Source organism: Polaromonas naphthalenivorans CJ2 (assembly GCF_000015505.1).
In the GTDB taxonomy this organism is placed as follows: domain Bacteria; phylum Pseudomonadota; class Gammaproteobacteria; order Burkholderiales; family Burkholderiaceae_C; genus Polaromonas; species Polaromonas naphthalenivorans.
The window spans coordinates 2,825,113-2,841,903 of record NC_008781.1 but is presented as its reverse complement, the minus strand read 5'-3'; the positions used below and the strand labels follow the sequence as shown (position 1 = coordinate 2,841,903).

13 protein-coding genes and 2 riboswitches are annotated in these 16,791 nt (G+C 63.6%); of the genes, 6 read left to right on the top strand and 7 right to left on the bottom strand.

Annotation, left to right across the window (positions count from 1 at the left end):
- Positions 1–2: 2 nt before the first annotated feature.
- From PNAP_RS13460 to PNAP_RS13450, 3 genes are read right to left on the bottom strand one after another with little or no spacing between them, the layout of a single operon-like run.
- On the bottom strand, positions 3–2,714 hold the full coding sequence (locus tag PNAP_RS13460; protein ID WP_011802074.1) for a molybdopterin-dependent oxidoreductase: 2,712 nt from the start codon (positions 2,712–2,714) through the stop codon (positions 3–5).
- On the bottom strand, positions 2,711–3,559 hold the full coding sequence (locus tag PNAP_RS13455) for an FAD binding domain-containing protein (protein WP_011802073.1): 849 nt from the start codon (positions 3,557–3,559) through the stop codon (positions 2,711–2,713). Before PNAP_RS13455 ends, PNAP_RS13460 begins: the two co-directional genes overlap by 4 nt.
- 49 nt (positions 3,560–3,608) lie before the next feature.
- Complete coding sequence (locus PNAP_RS13450) at positions 3,609–4,718, bottom strand: hypothetical protein (RefSeq protein WP_011802072.1); 1,110 nt, start codon at positions 4,716–4,718, stop codon at positions 3,609–3,611.
- A 267-nt stretch (positions 4,719–4,985) separates the two neighbouring features.
- Here PNAP_RS13450 and sorA point away from each other — a divergent pair, with 267 nt between their 5' ends.
- The 6 genes from sorA (at position 4,986) to PNAP_RS13420 (ending at position 11,471) form a co-directional block, all read left to right on the top strand.
- Complete coding sequence (gene sorA, locus PNAP_RS13445) at positions 4,986–6,212, top strand: SorA family sulfite dehydrogenase catalytic subunit (RefSeq protein ID WP_011802071.1); 1,227 nt, start codon at positions 4,986–4,988, stop codon at positions 6,210–6,212.
- Between the two features lie 9 nt (positions 6,213–6,221).
- Complete coding sequence (gene sorB / locus PNAP_RS13440; RefSeq protein WP_011802070.1) at positions 6,222–6,689, top strand: SorB family sulfite dehydrogenase c-type cytochrome subunit; 468 nt, start codon at positions 6,222–6,224, stop codon at positions 6,687–6,689.
- 21 nt (positions 6,690–6,710) lie between these two features.
- On the top strand, positions 6,711–8,096 hold the full coding sequence (locus PNAP_RS13435) for a lipocalin-like domain-containing protein (protein ID WP_083758045.1): 1,386 nt from the start codon (positions 6,711–6,713) through the stop codon (positions 8,094–8,096).
- Between the two features lie 37 nt (positions 8,097–8,133).
- Complete coding sequence (locus PNAP_RS13430) at positions 8,134–8,754, top strand: response regulator (RefSeq protein ID WP_041376705.1); 621 nt, start codon at positions 8,134–8,136, stop codon at positions 8,752–8,754.
- Positions 8,754–10,523 (top strand): ATP-binding response regulator, encoded by a 1,770-nt coding sequence (locus tag PNAP_RS13425; protein WP_011802067.1) that lies wholly within the window; start codon positions 8,754–8,756, stop codon positions 10,521–10,523. Before PNAP_RS13430 ends, PNAP_RS13425 begins: the two co-directional genes overlap by 1 nt.
- 87 nt (positions 10,524–10,610) lie before the next feature.
- Positions 10,611–11,471 carry an alpha/beta fold hydrolase gene (locus PNAP_RS13420; protein ID WP_232290699.1) on the top strand — a complete coding sequence of 287 codons (861 nt, stop codon included), beginning with the start codon at positions 10,611–10,613 and terminating at the stop codon, positions 11,469–11,471.
- 26 nt (positions 11,472–11,497) lie between these two features.
- On the opposite strand, the gene PNAP_RS13415 is transcribed toward PNAP_RS13420, so the two are convergent.
- From PNAP_RS13415 to gcvT, 4 genes are all read right to left on the bottom strand, one after another.
- Positions 11,498–11,899 (bottom strand): FKBP-type peptidyl-prolyl cis-trans isomerase, encoded by a 402-nt coding sequence (locus PNAP_RS13415; RefSeq protein ID WP_011802065.1) that lies wholly within the window; start codon positions 11,897–11,899, stop codon positions 11,498–11,500.
- 127 nt (positions 11,900–12,026) lie between these two features.
- Positions 12,027–14,921, bottom strand: a complete 2,895-nt coding sequence (gene gcvP / locus PNAP_RS13410; RefSeq protein ID WP_011802064.1) for an aminomethyl-transferring glycine dehydrogenase — start codon at positions 14,919–14,921, stop codon at positions 12,027–12,029.
- A 15-nt stretch (positions 14,922–14,936) separates the two neighbouring features.
- Entirely contained in the window at positions 14,937–15,308 is a 372-nt protein-coding gene (gene gcvH, locus PNAP_RS13405) for a glycine cleavage system protein GcvH (RefSeq protein ID WP_011802063.1), read from the bottom strand.
- 47 nt (positions 15,309–15,355) lie between these two features.
- Complete coding sequence (gene gcvT, locus PNAP_RS13400) at positions 15,356–16,510, bottom strand: glycine cleavage system aminomethyltransferase GcvT (RefSeq protein ID WP_011802062.1); 1,155 nt, start codon at positions 16,508–16,510, stop codon at positions 15,356–15,358.
- Between the two features lie 46 nt (positions 16,511–16,556).
- Positions 16,557–16,658, bottom strand: a riboswitch (glycine riboswitch).
- 21 nt (positions 16,659–16,679) lie between these two features.
- Positions 16,680–16,783: riboswitch (glycine riboswitch) on the bottom strand.
- Between the last annotated feature and the right edge of the window lie 8 nt (positions 16,784–16,791).

Here is a 16,791-nt window from a genome sequence, read left to right as displayed (position 1 = left end):
GCTCAGGCATGCGCTGGCGTGAGCCGGTCGAAAATGCGGTCGGGCGTCAGCGGCAAATCGGCAAAGCGCACGCCGGTGGCATTTTTCAGGGCATTGGCAATCGCCGGCGCCACCGGGTTGATGGCGCATTCGCCCTGCGCCTTGGCGCCCAGCGGGCCTATCGTGTCATAGGTGTCGGCAAAAAATACCTCGCTGCGCGGTGCGTCGGCAAAGGCCGGGATGTGGTAGTTGCGCAGCGCGGCGTTGAGCATCCTGCCCTGGTCGTCATAGACCATGTGCTCGGTCAATGCCCAGCCCACGCCCATGCCGATGGCGCCGTCGATCTGGCCCCGGCACTGCATCGGGTTGATCAGCCGGCCAATGTCGGCGGCATGCACGCTGCGCAGGATACGGATTTCGCCAGTCACCATATGCACGGCCAGCTTGATGCCCTGGACATTGAAGGCCGTGGTGCGCGGTGACAGATAGGCCTTGCGCTTGGCCTCGAAGCGGTGGCTGTCCCGCATGCCGGCCGTATGCAGCTCGGTCAGCGAAATGCGCCTGTCGCCCGATGCCACGAAGCCTTCTTCGAGCTTCCATTCCCCGGGCGTTGTTCCGGTGTGGCGGGCGGTGTATTCGAGGATGTTTTCGGCCAGCGCCGCTGCCGTCAGCGCCACGCCCTTGCCCGCCACGACCGTGCCGGTGCTGGCAAAGGTGCCGGTGTCGTAGGGCGTGAGGTCGGTGTCGGCATTGATGATGTCGATGTGGTCCGCGCGGCAGTTGAGCAGGGAGGCGGCGATTTGCCGGTGCGACGTGACCGAGCCGTTGCCCATTTCCGTCGAGCCCACGGCCAGGTGGTAGCTGCCATCGGCGCGCATGACCATGGTCGCGCCCGAGCGGTGCTCGGTCGGCGGGCCGCAGTCGAGCATGGCCAGCGCGATGCCGGTGCCTTCGCGCCATTCATCGCCTTGCGGGCTGGGAAGCCCGCCAGAACCAGCGAGTTGCTTTTCGACAATGTCCATGCACTGGTCCAGGCCGTAGCTGCCAAAGCTGACATCGGAGGGGTCTTTCCAGACCGATTCCATCCAGTCGCCGGGCTTGACCATGTTGCGGCGGCGCATGGTGAAGGGGTCGATGCCCAGTTGCCCGGCCAGCTCGTCCATCGCGCATTCGATGGCAAAGGTCGTTTGCGATGCGCCGTAGCCGCGAAAGCCGCCTCCGGGCATCATGTTGGTGTACACCGCGAAGCCGTCGGCTTTCTTGTTGGCGCAGCGGTAGGCGGTCAGCGGATTGCCCAGCGCCGCCGCCAGCGTTTCGCTGCCGTGCGAGCCGTAGGCGCCGGTGTTGGACACCACCCGGACATCAATCGCCGTCAGCAGGCCTTCCCTGGTGGCGCCGAGCTTGACCTCGGTGGTCATCTGGTGCCGGGTGGAGGCGCCGATGAATTGTTCCTCGCGCGTGAATTCCCATTTGACGGGCCGGCCGGTCTTCAGGCTGGCCAGCACGCACAGGTCTTCCGACAGCATTTCCTGCTTGCCGCCAAAGCCGCCGCCCACGCGCTCGGTGAACACATGGAGCTTGCTGGCATTGATGCCGAAGACGTAGGCCAGTTTTTGCTGGACGATGAACGGCGCCTGCGAGCTGGTGCGCACATGCATGCGGCCGTCGCCGCCGGTCCAGACGATGGAGCCGTGCGTTTCGAGATGCACATGCTGCACCCGCGAGGTCGAGTAGGTTTTTTCATGCACCGCATGGGCGGCCGCCAGCCCGTCCTTCACGCTGCCGACTTCGCCCTTGATGTTGACGAAGATATTGCCTTCCGAGGCCGTTCCCTTGTCGTGCAGCACGGGCGCGCCCGGCTTCATGGCCTGGACCGGATCAAACACGGCGGGCAGCACGTCGTAGTCAATTTCGACCAGCCGGCAACCGGCTTGCGCGGCGGCTTCGGTCCGCGCCACCACGGCCACCAGGCGCTGGCCGACAAAACGCGCCACGTTGTCCAGAACATAGGTGTCGTCGGGGTCCACCAGGTGGTCTTCATGCGTGGCGGTGCTGAAAAGCCGTTTGGGCACGTCTTCCCAGGTCAGCACGGCGACAACGCCGGGGCAGGCCAGAGCCTTGCTGCGGTCAATGCTCCGCAGGCGGGCATGGGCATGTGGCGAACGCACGACCTTCAGGTGCAGCAAACCAGCAAATTCGTGTTCGGCATCCATGGTGTAGCGGGCCTTGCCCGTCACGATGCCCGGCCCGAAAGGATTGCCCAGGCTGGCGCCGCAGGCCTGGCCGGCCACGTCTGGCTGCGCAGCGCACGGCGCGCCCTTGATGGCGTCTTCAATGCTGCGGTAGCCGGTGCAGCGGCACAGGTTGCCCTTGAGCGAGCGCGGCAGGTCGGCGCGGCGCGCATCGTCGAAACTGGCTGCCGTCATGATCATGCCGGCGGTGCAGAAACCGCACTGGAATGCATTGGCATCCAGAAATGCCTGCTGGACCGGATGCAGCTCGCCGTCCCTGGCAAGCCCTTCAATCGTGGTGACTTCGCGGCCCTCGGCTCGAAAGGCCGGGGTCAAGCAGGAGTGAACCGGCTCGCCATCGAGCCACACCGTGCAGGCGCCGCAATCGCCCTGGTCGCAGCCCTTCTTGACGCCGGTCATGCCCTGTTCGCGAACAAAGGTGCGCAGGCACTGGCCGGGCGCGGGCTGGGCGTCGAACTGCTTGCCGTTGATGTGGTAGCTCATGCCTGTACTCCTGTGGACGCTTGGCGGATTGCGGCGAATTCCGCGCGGATTTCTTCGGCAAAGTGATGGCTGACATGGCGCTTGTAGGCCGGGCTTCCGTTGACATCGTCAAACCAGCCGTCGGCGGGAATGGCCGAATCAAGCGCCTGGCGAAGCGCATCGGCGGACACGTTCCCGGGCAGTCGCAACTGCACCGGACGGGGCGTTGCGGCCGTGACCGTCAGCAAAATATCTCCGCCGCTGTGCGCCTGGGTGGCCGCCAGCAATGCGGCCGAGCGGCCCAGGTGCGTGAGTGCCGCGCGCCGGATGGCAAAGCGCTTGGACAGCGCGCTGGCGGGCAGATGGATATTGCGCAGCAATTCGCCGGGCTGCAGGATGTTGCGGTTGTTGCCCGTCACGAAATCGGCCCCGGCCACGGTTCTTGAGCTGCCATCACGCGACAGCAGCGTGAGCTGGCCTTCAAGCGCGACCACCAGCGATATGACGGCACCCGCCGGCAATGACATGCAGATGTTGCCGCCGGCCGTGGCAGCATTCCATATCTTGAAGGAAGCGAGCAGGCATTCGCAGCAGGCGGCGATGAGCGGCACAGCCGTCCAGGACGCTTCGCCCCGGAAGGCATGCAGGTCGGCGATGCGGCAGGTGGCGGCAATGTCCAGCCCGCCGGCCGTTGGCGTCAAGGCTGGCCAGCCCAGGCCGTGCAGGTCTATCAGGGTTCGCAGGTGGGCCTGCGGCTCTGAAAAAAGCCAGGTGCCGCCCGCCAGCCAGGCATCGCCAGCCTGCCACTGGCCGACTTCATCGGCCGTGGCGGGGCGTTTGACGGAAGTGATCGTATTGAGGTTCAAGGTAGCGCCCCGGTTGGGTAAAAAATGAAATGCCGCTGGTCTATTGGGTTTAGCGAAGATCCTTGATGGCGCCTGGCCCCGGGCCGGGTGTGACCAGCGTAGGCCATTGGCGTGAGCCAAAGGGCACGACGGGTGGCAAGAAGGGCTGCATATTGCGTTTGCCGGCTTCCGCGATGATGGCGTCGCGCGCGTCGCCACCCATCAGCTCGTAGTCCATCAGGCGGCCGTTGCCAAAAAACAGCTGGCCCACCGAGCGGTCGGCAATGATGCGGGTCAGCGAGCCCAGCATGTCGGCCTTGGTGGTGGTGAACGACACGGTTTCAATCAGGATCAGCCGGTCGTTGATGGCTTCGGGGCCGAAAAACTGCGCCAGCACGCTGAAGATCACATTGTTCTGGCGGGCGACATAGATGGTGTTGCTGGCGCCATAGGTTTTGTTCCAGTCACTGCCGAGCAGTGTTTTCCATTCGGCGACCACCTTCATCCAGTGCGCCACCTGGGTCTGCGCGGCCCAGCTGACGTTCTTGGCGAGAAACGGGGCTTGCCTGACCGAGAAGGCCTTGAGGGCGTCATAACTGATGTCGCCTTTCTTCAGGCATTCGTCCATGAAGGCGATGTTGGCTTTCAGGATGATGTGGTTGTTTTCGCGCCAGTCCGGCGGCATGGCCGTTGCGTTGACTGATTCGAGCGCACTTTGCATGCGGCTGCGAAAAGCCAGCATGGGCGCGACCCATGACTTGTCTTTTGGATTGTCCAGGTAGGGCCCCACGACCTGCGCGAGCGCCATGGTGCTGTGGCCGACGGATTTAAGCAACTGATAGACCAGCGGAACGGAAGGCGCTTCCAGCGGCGGCTGACCAGGACGGTAAAGCGTGAAGCTGCCGCCAGCCCCGGAAAACAGGGCGAGGATGACCGGGTGGTTGGCCAGGATGTTGGTGCGAAAGACATCCGATGCATCGCCATACAGATCAAACATGGCCCGGTTCAATGCCAGCAGATTGGCATTTTCAATATCGCCAGCAGCCGGCAAGGGCGTGCCGACCAGGCTTTTGAGGTCCGCCGGAAGTTCCGCCGCACCGGCCACCACGGGAAGCGTGGCGAGCGCCAGGAAAGCGAGCGAGGCGGTGGCGCGGCGCGCCAGGAAAATGGCAGATTTCAATGGATTTCCTTCAAAGAAAATAAAAAAACCGCGGCACCCTGCGTCAGGCCTTGCGTCGCTTTGCACCTGGCCTGGTTGGGCAATGACGAGGATTTGATCACCGCCTGCCGGCCGCTGGCAAGCGGTCAATTTTGACTGTATGCATTTTGTTGCAAGTCGGGCAAACTCGGCAGTACCTGCCCGCTTGCTGTTTGTTCCGGGTGAGTCCTTTCATGGCCTGCGCGCCGGTCTGGTTGTCTTGATTCAAATAAAAAGCTGGGCCCCCCCATGAACCGTAGCAATCACCACGACACCGGCAGACGGCAGTTTTTACGGCATGCCGGCCTGGGCGCGGCCAGCCTTGGAGCCCTGCCGCTGCGCAGCCTGGCGGCAGGCATTGAAAACCTGCCCTTTGGCAACGGCGCCCGCGAGCTGGTGGCCTATCCGCAAAAGCGGCCCCTGCTGCGCATCACCACACGGCCGCCGCATCTGGAAACCCCCTTCAGTGTTTTTGGCGAAGGGATCATCACGCCCAACGACGCTTTTTTTGTGCGCTATCACCTGGCCAATTTCCCGACCACGATTGACGCGCAAGCCTATCGGCTCAAGGTCGGTGGCCATGTGAAGCAGCCGCTGTCACTTTCGCTGGCGGAACTCAAAGCGCTGGCCGAGCCGGCGGAGGTGGTGGCGGTCAATCAGTGCTCGGGCAACAGCCGGGCATTTGCGCAGCCGCGCGTATTCGGCGCGCAGCTGGGCAACGGATCAATGGGCAATGCGCGCTGGGTGGGCGTGCCGCTCAGGGCGGTGCTTGAAAAAGCGGGCGTCCTGGCCGGCGCCCGGCAGGTGGCATTCAACGGGCTGGATGCGCCGGTGCTTGCGGCAACGCCGGATTTCGTCAAGGCGCTGAACATCGACCTGGCGCTCAGTCCCGAGCCGTTGATTGCGTGGACCATGAACGGGACGGACATTCCCTTTCTGAACGGCTACCCCCTCAAACTGATCGTGCCGGGCTATTTCGGGACTTACTGGGTCAAGCACCTGAGCGAGATCGAGGTGCTGGACCACGACTTTGACGGTTTCTTCATGTCAACGGCCTATCGCGTGCCGGACAACGCCTGCATGTGCGTGCCCGCAGGCACCGCGCCCACGGCGACACGGCCCATCACCAGCCTGCCGGTGCGTTCCTTCATGACCAGCCTGGCCGACGGCGCGCATGTTCCGGCCGGGCGCGCCCTGCTGCTCAAGGGCATCGCTTTTGACGGCGGCAGCGGCATTCAAAAGGTGGAAGTGTCCGAGGACGGCCAGCCGTGGCGGGAGGCCGCACTGGGTAAAGACCTCGGGCGGTTTTCGTTTCGCGAATGGCGCCTGCCGCTGACGCCTTCCAGAAAAGGACCGATGACGCTGAGCGTGAGGGCCACCAATAGGCAAGGTGATGAGCAGCCCGCGACCGCCAGCTGGAACCCCGGCGGTTATGCGCGCAATGTGATTGAAACGACCCGCATCGTTGCGGTTTAGGAGCCGGCGATGAAGAAATCCAGACCGCCTTTACTGCCCGCCGCGATGCTGGTTTTTGGCTTTGTTTGCGGCGCGGCGATGGCGCAGCCGGCATCGTTGAAGCCGCTGACCATCAAGCTGCCGCCCGAGACCGCCAGGCTCAAGCCATCTGCCTTGCCCGGTTACCAGGCCGCCCTGCAGAAGTGCGGTATCTGCCACTCCGCCGACTACATCAATCTGCAGTCGCCCGCCATGACGCAGCCGCAGTGGACTGCCGAAGTGCGCAAGATGCAGCACGCTTACGCCGCGCCGCTGACTGACAAGGAAGTCGCTGACATTGGCGAGTACCTTGCGGTCACTTATGGTGGAGCCAAAACCTCCGGCATGGCTGTTGTGGTTCCGCCGCCTGTCAACACCGCAGCCAAGGCCGTGGACGTCCAGGCGCTGCTGACGGCAAACGCCTGCCTGGGTTGCTCAATAAGTGAAATCACGCGTTAGTTCATTCAAGAGAGACCCATCATGCGCCGTCGCCAATTTGCCCTGGGAGCCGCCTATGCCGCGGCAGGTACTTCATTGATGGGGCTTGCCGCTTGCGGCGGCGGTGATTCCGCCGCACCCGCACCTGATCCCGTCCCCACACCCGTGCCTTCAAGCGCCGTGCAGATTCACCTGCCCGCCGACCACTACCTGCACCGTGGCGCACCCACGGAATGGTGGTGGCACATCGGCACGCTCAAGGCGGGAAGCCGCACCTTTGGGTTTGAGATCAATGCCGCGTCCTTCGCCAAGGATGGTTTTGCCTTCACGCAGATCATGCTGGCCGACATCGCCAACAACAAGCATTACCAGCGCACCACGCCCTACATCCCGCCTTTCATGTTCGACCCCGACAACTGGGCCCAAAACGATGTGAACAAAGACTGGTCGGTCAGGCTGGGCGACCCGGCCAACAAGCTGTCGGCGCTGGAACTGACCCATCCCGGCAGCGGCTACACATCCGCCCCGACGGTGGTGATCACCGGCGGAGGAGGGGCTCTGGCTTCGGGCATCGCGGTGCATGACCCCGCGACGGGCAAGATCGCCAGCGTCGTGCTGTTTGGTGCGGGCCTGGGCTACACCTCCCTGCCCACCGTCACGCTGGTCGGTGGCGGCGGCACGGGCGCTACCGCGAAGGCCCTGTTCACCTATGTGACCATGGATGCGCCATGGGCCGACCCGAGCAAAAATATGCTGGTCAAGGCCGCCTTGGTGGACGAAACCACCGGCATTCTGGTGGACTTCGACTTGAAGCTGTCGCAAAACGGGCCGCCCTTTATCGTGTGGGGCACGGGCGTCAACGGCGGCAGCAGCAGTTTTGACACCAATGCGGCGACGCACCTGAAAAACAACAATTACTATTACTCGCTGACGCGGCTCCAGACCTCGGGCAGCGTCACCATCAATGGCGAAAAGCTGGACGTGAGCGGCGTGACCTGGATGGACCACGAATACGGCGCATTCGGTACCGCCATCAACCCTGTCAAATGGGTGTTGCAGGACATGCAGCTGGACAATGGCGTATGCATCTCGAACTACGCGACCTACACCAGCGGGGCTCCGGTGCTCAACCAAAAGGCAAAAAGCGAAGCCACCGTTCAGCGGGCCGACGGCACGACCTATCTGGTGGAGTCCTTCCTCACGCCCACCGGCAGAACATGGACCAGCGGCGTGTCGGGTACAACCTACAACATGCAATTTCAGATCGACATTCCTGCGTTTAACGCATCGCTCGTGGTCACCAGCCTGATGGATTCGCAGGAGTTTCCGGTGTTGACCAAACCCACCTACGAAGGCGTTGCCGGTGCAACCGGGACTTTCGAGGGTAAAAAAGTGACGGGAACGGCCTGGAATGAGCAGTCTGTCTAGGCATTTTCTGCAGCCGGCGGGTGCTTTAATGCCAGCGATGCCACCCACCAGCATTTTGCTGATTGACGACCATGCCCTGTTTCGCTCCGGCATGCGTCTGGTGCTGCTGGCCGGCATGGCCAATGTCGAGGTGCTTGAGGCCGCATCGCTTGAGCAGGCGGTGCGAACCGTCACCTCGCCACCGGCGCTGGTGCTGCTCGATATCCAGTTGCAGGGCGTGAACGGACTGGAAGGGCTGGGCCTGTTCAAGCAGCGCTGGCCGGGCGTTCCCCTGGTCATGCTCTCATCCGCGGCCGAGCCTGAAACGATTCGCCTGGCGTTGTCGCGAGGCGCAGCGGCTTTTGTCTCCAAGGCCGACACGGCTGAAAAGATCATCAAGGTCATTGAACAGGTCTTGAGCGGCGGCTTGCCGGATGCGAGCGCAGGCATGGCGCACAACACGTCGGCTAACGCCACACCCAGGCCGCGCCTGACGCCACGCCAGTGCGAGGTGCTGGACCTTTTGTGCGAAGGCCTGTCGAACAAGGTGATTGCGCGCCGTCTGGAACTGTCGGAATTCACGGTGCGCGGACATGTGCAGGCTGTGCTGGGTTTGCTGGGGGTATCGAGCCGTTCGCAGGTCATGTTTGCCGCACGCCGCAGCGGACTGATTGGCTGATGCCCGGCAAGCTGCTGTGGCTGACCGAAAGCCATGTGCTGGTGGAGCAGGTGCGCCTGCTCTGCGCGAATGTGGGCAGTTCGGTGATTCCGACGTTTGTGCTGCTTGGCCTTCTGTTCTGGGTGCTTTCCGGCGATGTCAATGTGATGTGGCTGGGCTTGTGGTGCGCGCTCACGGCGCTTTCCAAGCTGTGCTGCTGGCTGCATGCCAAACGCCAGCTTTCCAGGGGTGTCAGCGTTGACAGCGTTCCCCGTCTGGTCTGGATGCTGATTGTTCTCAATGCCCTGGATGGCGCCATCTGGGGCGCCTTGCCCTGGGTGGCCCTGGATAGCGCCCACCTGGCGGGCAGTGTCCTGGTCATCGCGGTGCTGACGGGCGTTGCGGCCAATTCCATGTCGCTGCTGTCGCCGGTGCTGCCGGTATTCGTGGGATTTGTCATTGCCGAGATGATTGCCGGCGTGAGCAAACTGTTTCTGATTGGCGATCCCGCTTACAGCGCCCTGGGCATCGCCGGTTTTTTGTACTTCGCCATCATGATGGGGCAGGCGATCAACATCGCCCGCACGGCACGCACTTCCATTGACCTGCGCTTCGAGAATATTGAGCTGATGGACCAACTGCGCAAAAAAACCGCTATCGCCGAAGCCGCGCGCCATGAAGCCGAAGAGGCCAACGCCGCCAAGTCCAAATTCCTCGCTGCGGCCAGCCATGACTTGCGCCAGCCGATTCATGCCCAGGGCCTGTTCCTGGAAGTGCTTGGCCAAAGCCTTCTCACCGCGCACCAGCGCGAGGTGCTGGACTGCGCCCGGTCGGCCTCGCTGGCCTCCAGCGAGATGCTCAACACCTTGCTGGATTTTTCGCGCATCGATGCCGGCGTGGTCAGGCCGCATATCCAGCCTTTTCAGCTGCAGACCCTGTTGCACAAAATAGAAAATGACCTGGCGCCCCTGGCCGATGCCAAGGGCATGGTGTACCGCTCGCGTGAAACGCGCGCGACCATCAATTCCGACGCGACGCTGGTTGAAATGATCTTGCGCAACCTCGTCTCCAATGCCATCCGCTACACCGAACGCGGCGGCGTTTTGATCACCTGCCGCAAGCGCCGCCACCTGGCGCTGGTCGAGGTCTGGGACACCGGCATCGGCATCGCGTTTGAAAACCAGCAAGACATCTTCCGCGAGTTCCATCAGCTGGGCAACCCGGAGCGGGACCGGCGAAAAGGACTGGGCCTTGGCCTGGCGATTGCGGATGGGCTGGCCAAGGCGCTGGGGCGCGATTTGTCGCTGTCGTCCAGGCCGGGTCGAGGCAGCGTGTTCCGGCTGGCCCTGCCCCTGAGCCACGCCACGGTGGCGCCAGTGGAGCCGGTCTGGAAGCCTGATCCGGCGCACCTTCAGGGCATGCATGTGCTGGTGGTTGACGACGACGAAGCCGTTGTGCTGGGCATGGCGCAATTGCTGCAAGGCTGGGGTTGCCGCTGCGACACCGCAGGCTCGATTGCCGATGCGCTTGCCCTGGCCCGGATGCATACGCCCAACGTGGTCATCAGCGACTACCGTCTGCGCGAGCAGCGCACGGGCGCGGAAGCCATTGCTGCCCTGCGCGGCATGTTGGGAAAACAGATACCCGCCCTGATGATCACCGGCGATACCGCCCCGGAACGGCTGCGCGAGGCCATGGCCAGCGACGTGCCGCTGTTGCACAAGCCCGTGGCACCCGACCAGTTGTACCGGGCTCTGGGCGAGTTGATGCGAAGTGTGGCGGCCGGCTAAACAGTAGCTGGCAACCCTGGTACAGACTGGACGCAGGGCGGGTGTGGCTGAACGTGAAGGTATAAACGAGGCATGACCTTGCCATCAATGATTGATCAACCCGCTGAAGTGCAACGCCTCCTGCAAAGCGCCACCCGTTTGACAACGCCTTGTGGCGGTGGCGACCTGGTCTGGCATGCCTGGGGCCAGGCAGCGTGCAATCCTGCCTTGGCGCCGCTCGTTCTACTGCATGGCGGCAGCGGCAGCTGGACGCACTGGCTGCGCAACATCGAGGCGCTGGCCGAATCCGGTCGCTGGGTGCTGGTGCCCGATTTGCCCGGCTTTGGCGACTCCGCCGCTCCCCTGCACGGCACGGACGCCGACGCGATTCCAGAACCGTTTGAGCAGGGGCTGCAGTGCCTGCTGGGCGAACAGGCCTGCGATCTGGTGGGGTTTTCCTTTGGCGGCATGGTGGCCGGTTTGGTGGCGGCGCAATTTCCGGCGCGGGTGGCGCGGCTGGTTCTGGTCGGCGCGCCGGGCCTGGGAATCGCGCCGGAAAAAGCCGTCCGGCTCAATGCCTGGCGGCATTTGCCCGAGGCCGGCCGGCGCGATGAAGTGCACCGAAGCAACCTGGCGGCGCTGATGCTCTGTCACCCCGAGTCCATCACCGAAACGGCCTTGCGCCTGCATGTGGCGAACGTGCTGCGCGACCGCATGAAAGGCCGCAGCCTGTCGCGCACCGATGCGCTGGCGCAGGCGCTTTTAAAGGTGCAATGCCCGGTGCATGCCATCTACGGCGCTGAAGACGCGCTTTACCGGGGAAAGATGCAGGCACTGGAGCCGGCGCTGCGGCTGGCGCCCGGTTTCAGGGCGCTGACGCTGGTTGAAGACGCCGGGCACTGGGTCCAGTTTGAGCGGGCCGAAGCCTTTGACGCGGCGCTGCTGTCCACGCTCAACGCAGCCTTGTAGGCTGCGAATTTCCCCCGGCCAGGGGATTACTTTTCGATGGCCAGCAGTTCGACTTCAAACGTCAGCGTGGCATTGGGCGGCACCGCATTGCCTGCGCCGCGATCACCATAGGCCGTGGCGGGCGGGCAGGTCAGCGTCGCCTTGCCGCCGACCTTGATTTTTTGCATGCCTTCGGTCCAGCACGGCACCACGCGGTTCAGCGGGAACGAGGCCGGCGTGCCGCGCTTGATGGAACTGTCAAATTCCTTGCCGTCGGCCAGCGTGCCGCGGTAGTGGACCTTGACGGTGTCCGACGCCTTGGGCTGGGCGCCGGCGCCATCGACCGTGTGAACGATCTTCACGCCTGAAGGCAGGGTTTCGGGCGGTGCAACGGCGAAGGCGCTGGCGGCGAAAGCGGCGAGGGCGAGCAGGGACAGTATTGATTTCATGGTTTTCCTGTGAACGATGGATGGAGTGAAATGGGGTTGAGCGTCGCTGCCACCGCTGGCCCTCACCCCAACCCTCTCCCAGAGGGAGAGGGAGGAATTCAGGCGCGCAGGCAGTGCGCAGTGCGTGTCAGGCGTAGTCCGCCACCGGAATGCAGCTGCACGACAAATTGCGGTCGCCATAGACGTTGTCCACCCGGCCCACTGGCGGCCAGTATTTCACCGCCTTCAGGCTGGCCAGCGGGAAGGCGCCGGTTTCGCGTGAATACGGGCGGTCCCAGTCGGCGCCCATCAGGCTGGCCGCCGTGTGCGGCGCATGCTTGAGCGGATTGTTGTCCTGCGGCCAGTGGCCGTTTTCGACCTGGCGAATCTCTTCGCGGATGGCGATCATGGCGTTGATGAAGCGGTCCAGTTCGGCCAGGGTTTCGCTTTCGGTGGGCTCGACCATCAGCGTGCCGGGCACCGGAAAGCTCAGCGTCGGCGCATGAAAGCCGTAGTCCATCAGGCGCTTGGCCACGTCCTCGGCCGTCACGCCGCTGGTTTCCTTGAGCGGGCGCAGATCCAGGATGCACTCGTGCGCGACATGGCCGTTCTCGCTGGCGTAGAGCGTCGGGTAGCAGTCCTTCAGCCGGGCGCTGATGTAGTTGGCGCTCAAAATCGCCACCTCGGTCGCCTGCTTCAATCCTTCAGGCCCCATCATGCGGCAGTACATCCAGCTGATCGGCAGCACGGCCGCATTGCCCAGCGGCGCGGCCGAAATCGCGCCGACGCCGTTGACATGAATGCCCGCCGTGGCATGGCCGGGCAGGTAGGGAACCAGATCGGCCACGACGCAGACCGGACCCACGCCCGGTCCGCCGCCGCCGTGCGGAATGCAGAAGGTCTTGTGCAAATTGAGGTGGCTCACGTCGCCGCCGAATTCGCCGGGCGCTGCCACGCCGACCAGCGCATTCATGTTGGCGCCATCGACATAGACCCGGCCGCCGTGCGAATGCACCAGCTGGCAGAGTTCCTTGACCTGTGTCTCGAACACGCCGTGGGTGCTCGGGTAGGTGATCATCACGCAGGCTAAATTAGCGCTGTGCTTTTCGCACTTGGCCTTCAGGTCGGCCATATCGACATTGCCCTGCGCATCGCAGGCCGTCACGACCACCGTCATGCCGGCCATCTGGGCGCTGGCCGGATTGGTGCCGTGGGCCGACGACGGAATCAGGCAGATGTTGCGGTGGCCCTGGCCATTGGCGTCTAGATAAGCCTTGATGACCAGCAGCCCGGCGTATTCGCCCTGCGATCCGGCATTGGGCTGCAGGCTGATGCCGGCATAACCCGTCGCCTGGCACAGCCAGTCGCGCAATTGCTGGTCGAGTTCGGCATAGCCCAGCAGCTGGTCGTGCGGGGCAAACGGATGGATGTTGGCGAACTCCGGCCAGGTGATGGGAATCATCTCGCTGGTCGCGTTGAGCTTCATGGTGCAGCTGCCCAGCGGAATCATGCTGCGGTCCAGCGACAGGTCCTTGTCGCTGAGCTTGCGGATGTAGCGCAGCATCCCGGTTTCGGAATGGTGGGTGTTGAACACCGGATGCGTGAGAAAAGCGCTGGTGCGGCGCAGCCCGGCCGGAATCAAGGACTCGATGCCTTGCTCGAAGCGGCTGACCACCGGCACGGTCTGTCCGGGCCTGGCAAAGAAGGACCAGAGCATTTCGATGTCGGAGCGGCTGGTGGTCTCGTCGAGCGACACGCCGAGGTGATTTTTTAAGCGAAATCTAAGGTTTGCGCACGACTGGCGGGCGCGTTCAGCTATTGAATTGGTAGCGTCGCCGGTCTTGATGGTGACCGAGTCGAAAGCACCCTGGTTGGTGATGTCGTAGCCCATCTCGCGCAGGCCATGGACAAAAATCGCAGTGTAGGTGGCGACGCGCTCGGCAATGCGCTTCAAGCCTTGCGGGCCGTGATAGACCGCGTACATGCTGGCCATCACGGCCGGCAGCACCTGCGCGGTGCAGATGTTGGACGTGGCTTTTTCGCGGCGAATATGCTGTTCGCGGGTTTGCAGCGCCAGCCGGTAGGTCGGGTGGCCGTGGCTGTCAACGCTCACGCCGACCAGCCGGCCGGGCATGGAGCGCTTGAATTCGTCGCGGCAGGCGAGGTAAGCGGCATGAGGGCCGCCGTTGCCCATCGGCATGCCAAAGCGCTGGGTGCTGCCCAGCACGATGTCGGCATTCCATTCGCCGGGCGGCTGAAGCAGCGTCAGCGCCAGCAGATCGGCGGCGACGCACACGGCAGCGCCCACGGCATGGGCAAGCACCGCCAGCGGGCGCAGGTCATGAATCGCGCCGCTGGTGGCCGGGTATTGCGCGAGCACGCCGAAGTAGTTGCCCTCGGCCATCAGTTGCGTCAGGCTGGCGGAGGCGGTGCTGACCCTGACTTCAATGCCCAGCGGCTTGGCGCGCGTCTGGATCACTTCGATGGTTTGCGGATGGCAGTCGCCCGCGACGATGAACACATTGCTTTTGCTTTTCACGCTGCGTTTGGCCAGCGTCATGGCTTCGGCGGCGGCCGTGGCTTCGTCGAGCATCGACGCATTGGCCATCGGCATGCCGGTCAGGTCGCAGACCATGGTCTGGAAGTTGATCAGCGCTTCCATGCGGCCCTGCGAAATCTCGGCCTGGTAGGGCGTGTAGGCGGTGTACCAGGCGGGGTTTTCCAGCACGTTGCGCAAAATCACGGCGGGCGTGTAGGTGCCGTAATAGCCCTGGCCGATAAAGCTCTTGAAGACTTTGTTCTTGGCGGCCATGGCCTTGAGTTGCTTGAGCGCGGCCGCTTCCGTGACGGGTGGCGGAATCGCCATGGCGCTGCTGCGGGCAATCGAGCGCGGAACGATGCCATCGATCAGTTCCCGGCGCGAGGCCGAGCCGACGACGCCGAGCATGTGGACTTCGTCAGCCTCGTCAATGCCGATGTGGCGGGCAATGAATTCGGAAGGATTTTCAAGCGCGCCCAGCGGCGTGGCGGATGGCATCAACATGTCAGGATTCCCGGGTCAAACTTTTTCAGAAAAGGCGGTGTAGCTGGTTTCGTCCATCAGCGCATCGAGCTGCGACGGGTCGGACAATTTCACCTTGAAGAACCAGCCGGCGCCCAGCGGGTCGGAATTGGCCAGCGAAGGGTCGTCGCGCAGCGCTTCATTGACTTCGGTGATTTCGCCGCTGACCGGCATGTACACATCGGCCGCAGCCTTCACCGACTCGACCACGCCGGCGGTGTCTTTCTGGGCCAAGGTCGTGCCGACTTCGGGCAGCTCGACAAACACCACATCGCCCAGCGCATCCTGCGCATGCACGGTGATGCCGACGGTGGCGATGTCGCCCTCAAGCTTGAGCCATTCGTGGTCTTCGGTGTATTTGACGGTCATGAGTTTTCTCCGGAAAGTTGTATGAAAAAAGGGAAGTGAAGGATAAATCAGCCGCGGTGGTAGCGGGTGGGAACGAAGGGCATAGCCGTGACTTCCATCGGCACCGGCTTGCCGCGCACCATGGCATTCACGCGCGTGCCGATGGCGGCGAATTCCGGCTGGACGTAGCCCATGGCGACGGGCTGGTTGATCGTGGGGCCGAGCAGTCCGCTGGTGACTTCGCCGATGGGCGTGCCGTCGGTGCCGTGCAAGGCCGTGTGGTCGCGCACCGGAATGCGTTCGAGCGCCTTCAAGCCGACGCGTTTTCGGGTCAGGCTGGCCGGGTTGTCCAGTTGGGCCAGGATTTTGTCAGCGCCCGGAAAGCCGCCGGCCCGCGCGCCGCCGGTGCGCCGGACTTTTTGTATCGCCCAGTTCAGGCTGGCTTCGACCGGTGTGGTGGTGGTGTCGATGTCGTTGCCGTACAGGCACAGGCCGGCTTCCAGCCGCAGCGAGTTGCGCGCGCCCAGGCCAACGGGTTTGACTTCGGGCTGGGCCAGCAGGGCTCTAGCCAGTGCATCGGCCTGCGACGCATCAACGGAAATCTCGAAACCGTCTTCGCCGGTGTAGCCGCTGCGGGTCAAAAAGCAGTCGCAGCCCGCGACCGTGAAGCGGCCGCCGGTCATGAACACCAGTTGCTCCACGCCCGGCGCCAGGCGCTGCAATGCAGTGACGGCCTGCGGCCCCTGCAGCGCCAGCAGCGCCATCTCGGGCATGGGGATGACCTCGCAGCGCTGGCCGATTTTGGCCTGAATATGCGCGATGTCGCCCGCCTTGCAGGCGCCATTGACGATGACGAAAATATCGCCGCCGTTGGCATGGTCGCGGTTGAAGAACATCAGGTCGTCAATGATGCCGCCCTCGTCATTGAGCAGCAGGCCGTAGCGCTGCCTGCCTGGCGCCAGGTCGATCACATCGACGGGCATCAGGCTTTCAAAGGCGGCGGCTGCATCGGGGCCGACGAGCCGCAACTGGCCCATGTGTGACACGTCGAACAGGCCAGCGGCGCTGCGGGTGTGCAGGTGTTCGGCCATCAGGCCGGCCGGGTATTGCACCGGCATGGAGTAGCCGGCAAACGGCACCATGCGCGCGCCGAGTTCGACATGCAGGTCATTCAGCGGCGTTTTGAGCAAAGGGGCAGGGGTGGCGGACGATTCGAGGGACATGGCTTCTCCGGGGGGCAAACATGAATCCATGGCCATCAAGCCATGGGCTGCCCCTGCTGTCCTCTTTACCTGAGAGATTCGCCTGGCGATGCAGGTTTGCTCCTTCGGTGGGCCGCTTTGAAAACGGCCTCTCTCCAGTAGGGAACGCCCTGCGGCGGCATGCGCTGCGGGACGGTTGCCAGTCCTTTTGCCTGAGCGTTCAGTCCACCATTGGGGGTGGCACATGCGCCTTCGGCGGTTTTCTCGGGGAAAACTCTCTCCTGACCGGGCAAGTGTAATGG

Bases quoted from the DNA above. Each gene is read 5' to 3' on its own strand.
- PNAP_RS13435 (WP_083758045.1), top strand. From the start codon at position 6,711: ATGCGCCGTCGCCAATTTGCCCTGGGAGCCGCCTATGCCGCGGCAGGT.
- PNAP_RS13425 (WP_011802067.1), top strand. From the start codon at position 8,754: ATGCCCGGCAAGCTGCTGTGGCTGACCGAAAGCCATGTGCTGGTGGAG.
- PNAP_RS13415 (WP_011802065.1), bottom strand. From the start codon at position 11,899: ATGAAATCAATACTGTCCCTGCTCGCCCTCGCCGCTTTCGCCGCCAGC.
- PNAP_RS13420 (WP_232290699.1), top strand. From the start codon at position 10,611: ATGATTGATCAACCCGCTGAAGTGCAACGCCTCCTGCAAAGCGCCACC.
- sorB (WP_011802070.1), top strand. From the start codon at position 6,222: ATGAAGAAATCCAGACCGCCTTTACTGCCCGCCGCGATGCTGGTTTTT.
- PNAP_RS13430 (WP_041376705.1), top strand. From the start codon at position 8,134: ATGCCACCCACCAGCATTTTGCTGATTGACGACCATGCCCTGTTTCGC.
- gcvT (WP_011802062.1), bottom strand. From the start codon at position 16,510: ATGTCCCTCGAATCGTCCGCCACCCCTGCCCCTTTGCTCAAAACGCCG.
- PNAP_RS13460 (WP_011802074.1), bottom strand. From the start codon at position 2,714: ATGAGCTACCACATCAACGGCAAGCAGTTCGACGCCCAGCCCGCGCCC.
- gcvH (WP_011802063.1), bottom strand. From the start codon at position 15,308: ATGACCGTCAAATACACCGAAGACCACGAATGGCTCAAGCTTGAGGGC.
- sorA (WP_011802071.1), top strand. From the start codon at position 4,986: ATGAACCGTAGCAATCACCACGACACCGGCAGACGGCAGTTTTTACGG.
- gcvP (WP_011802064.1), bottom strand. From the start codon at position 14,921: ATGTTGATGCCATCCGCCACGCCGCTGGGCGCGCTTGAAAATCCTTCC.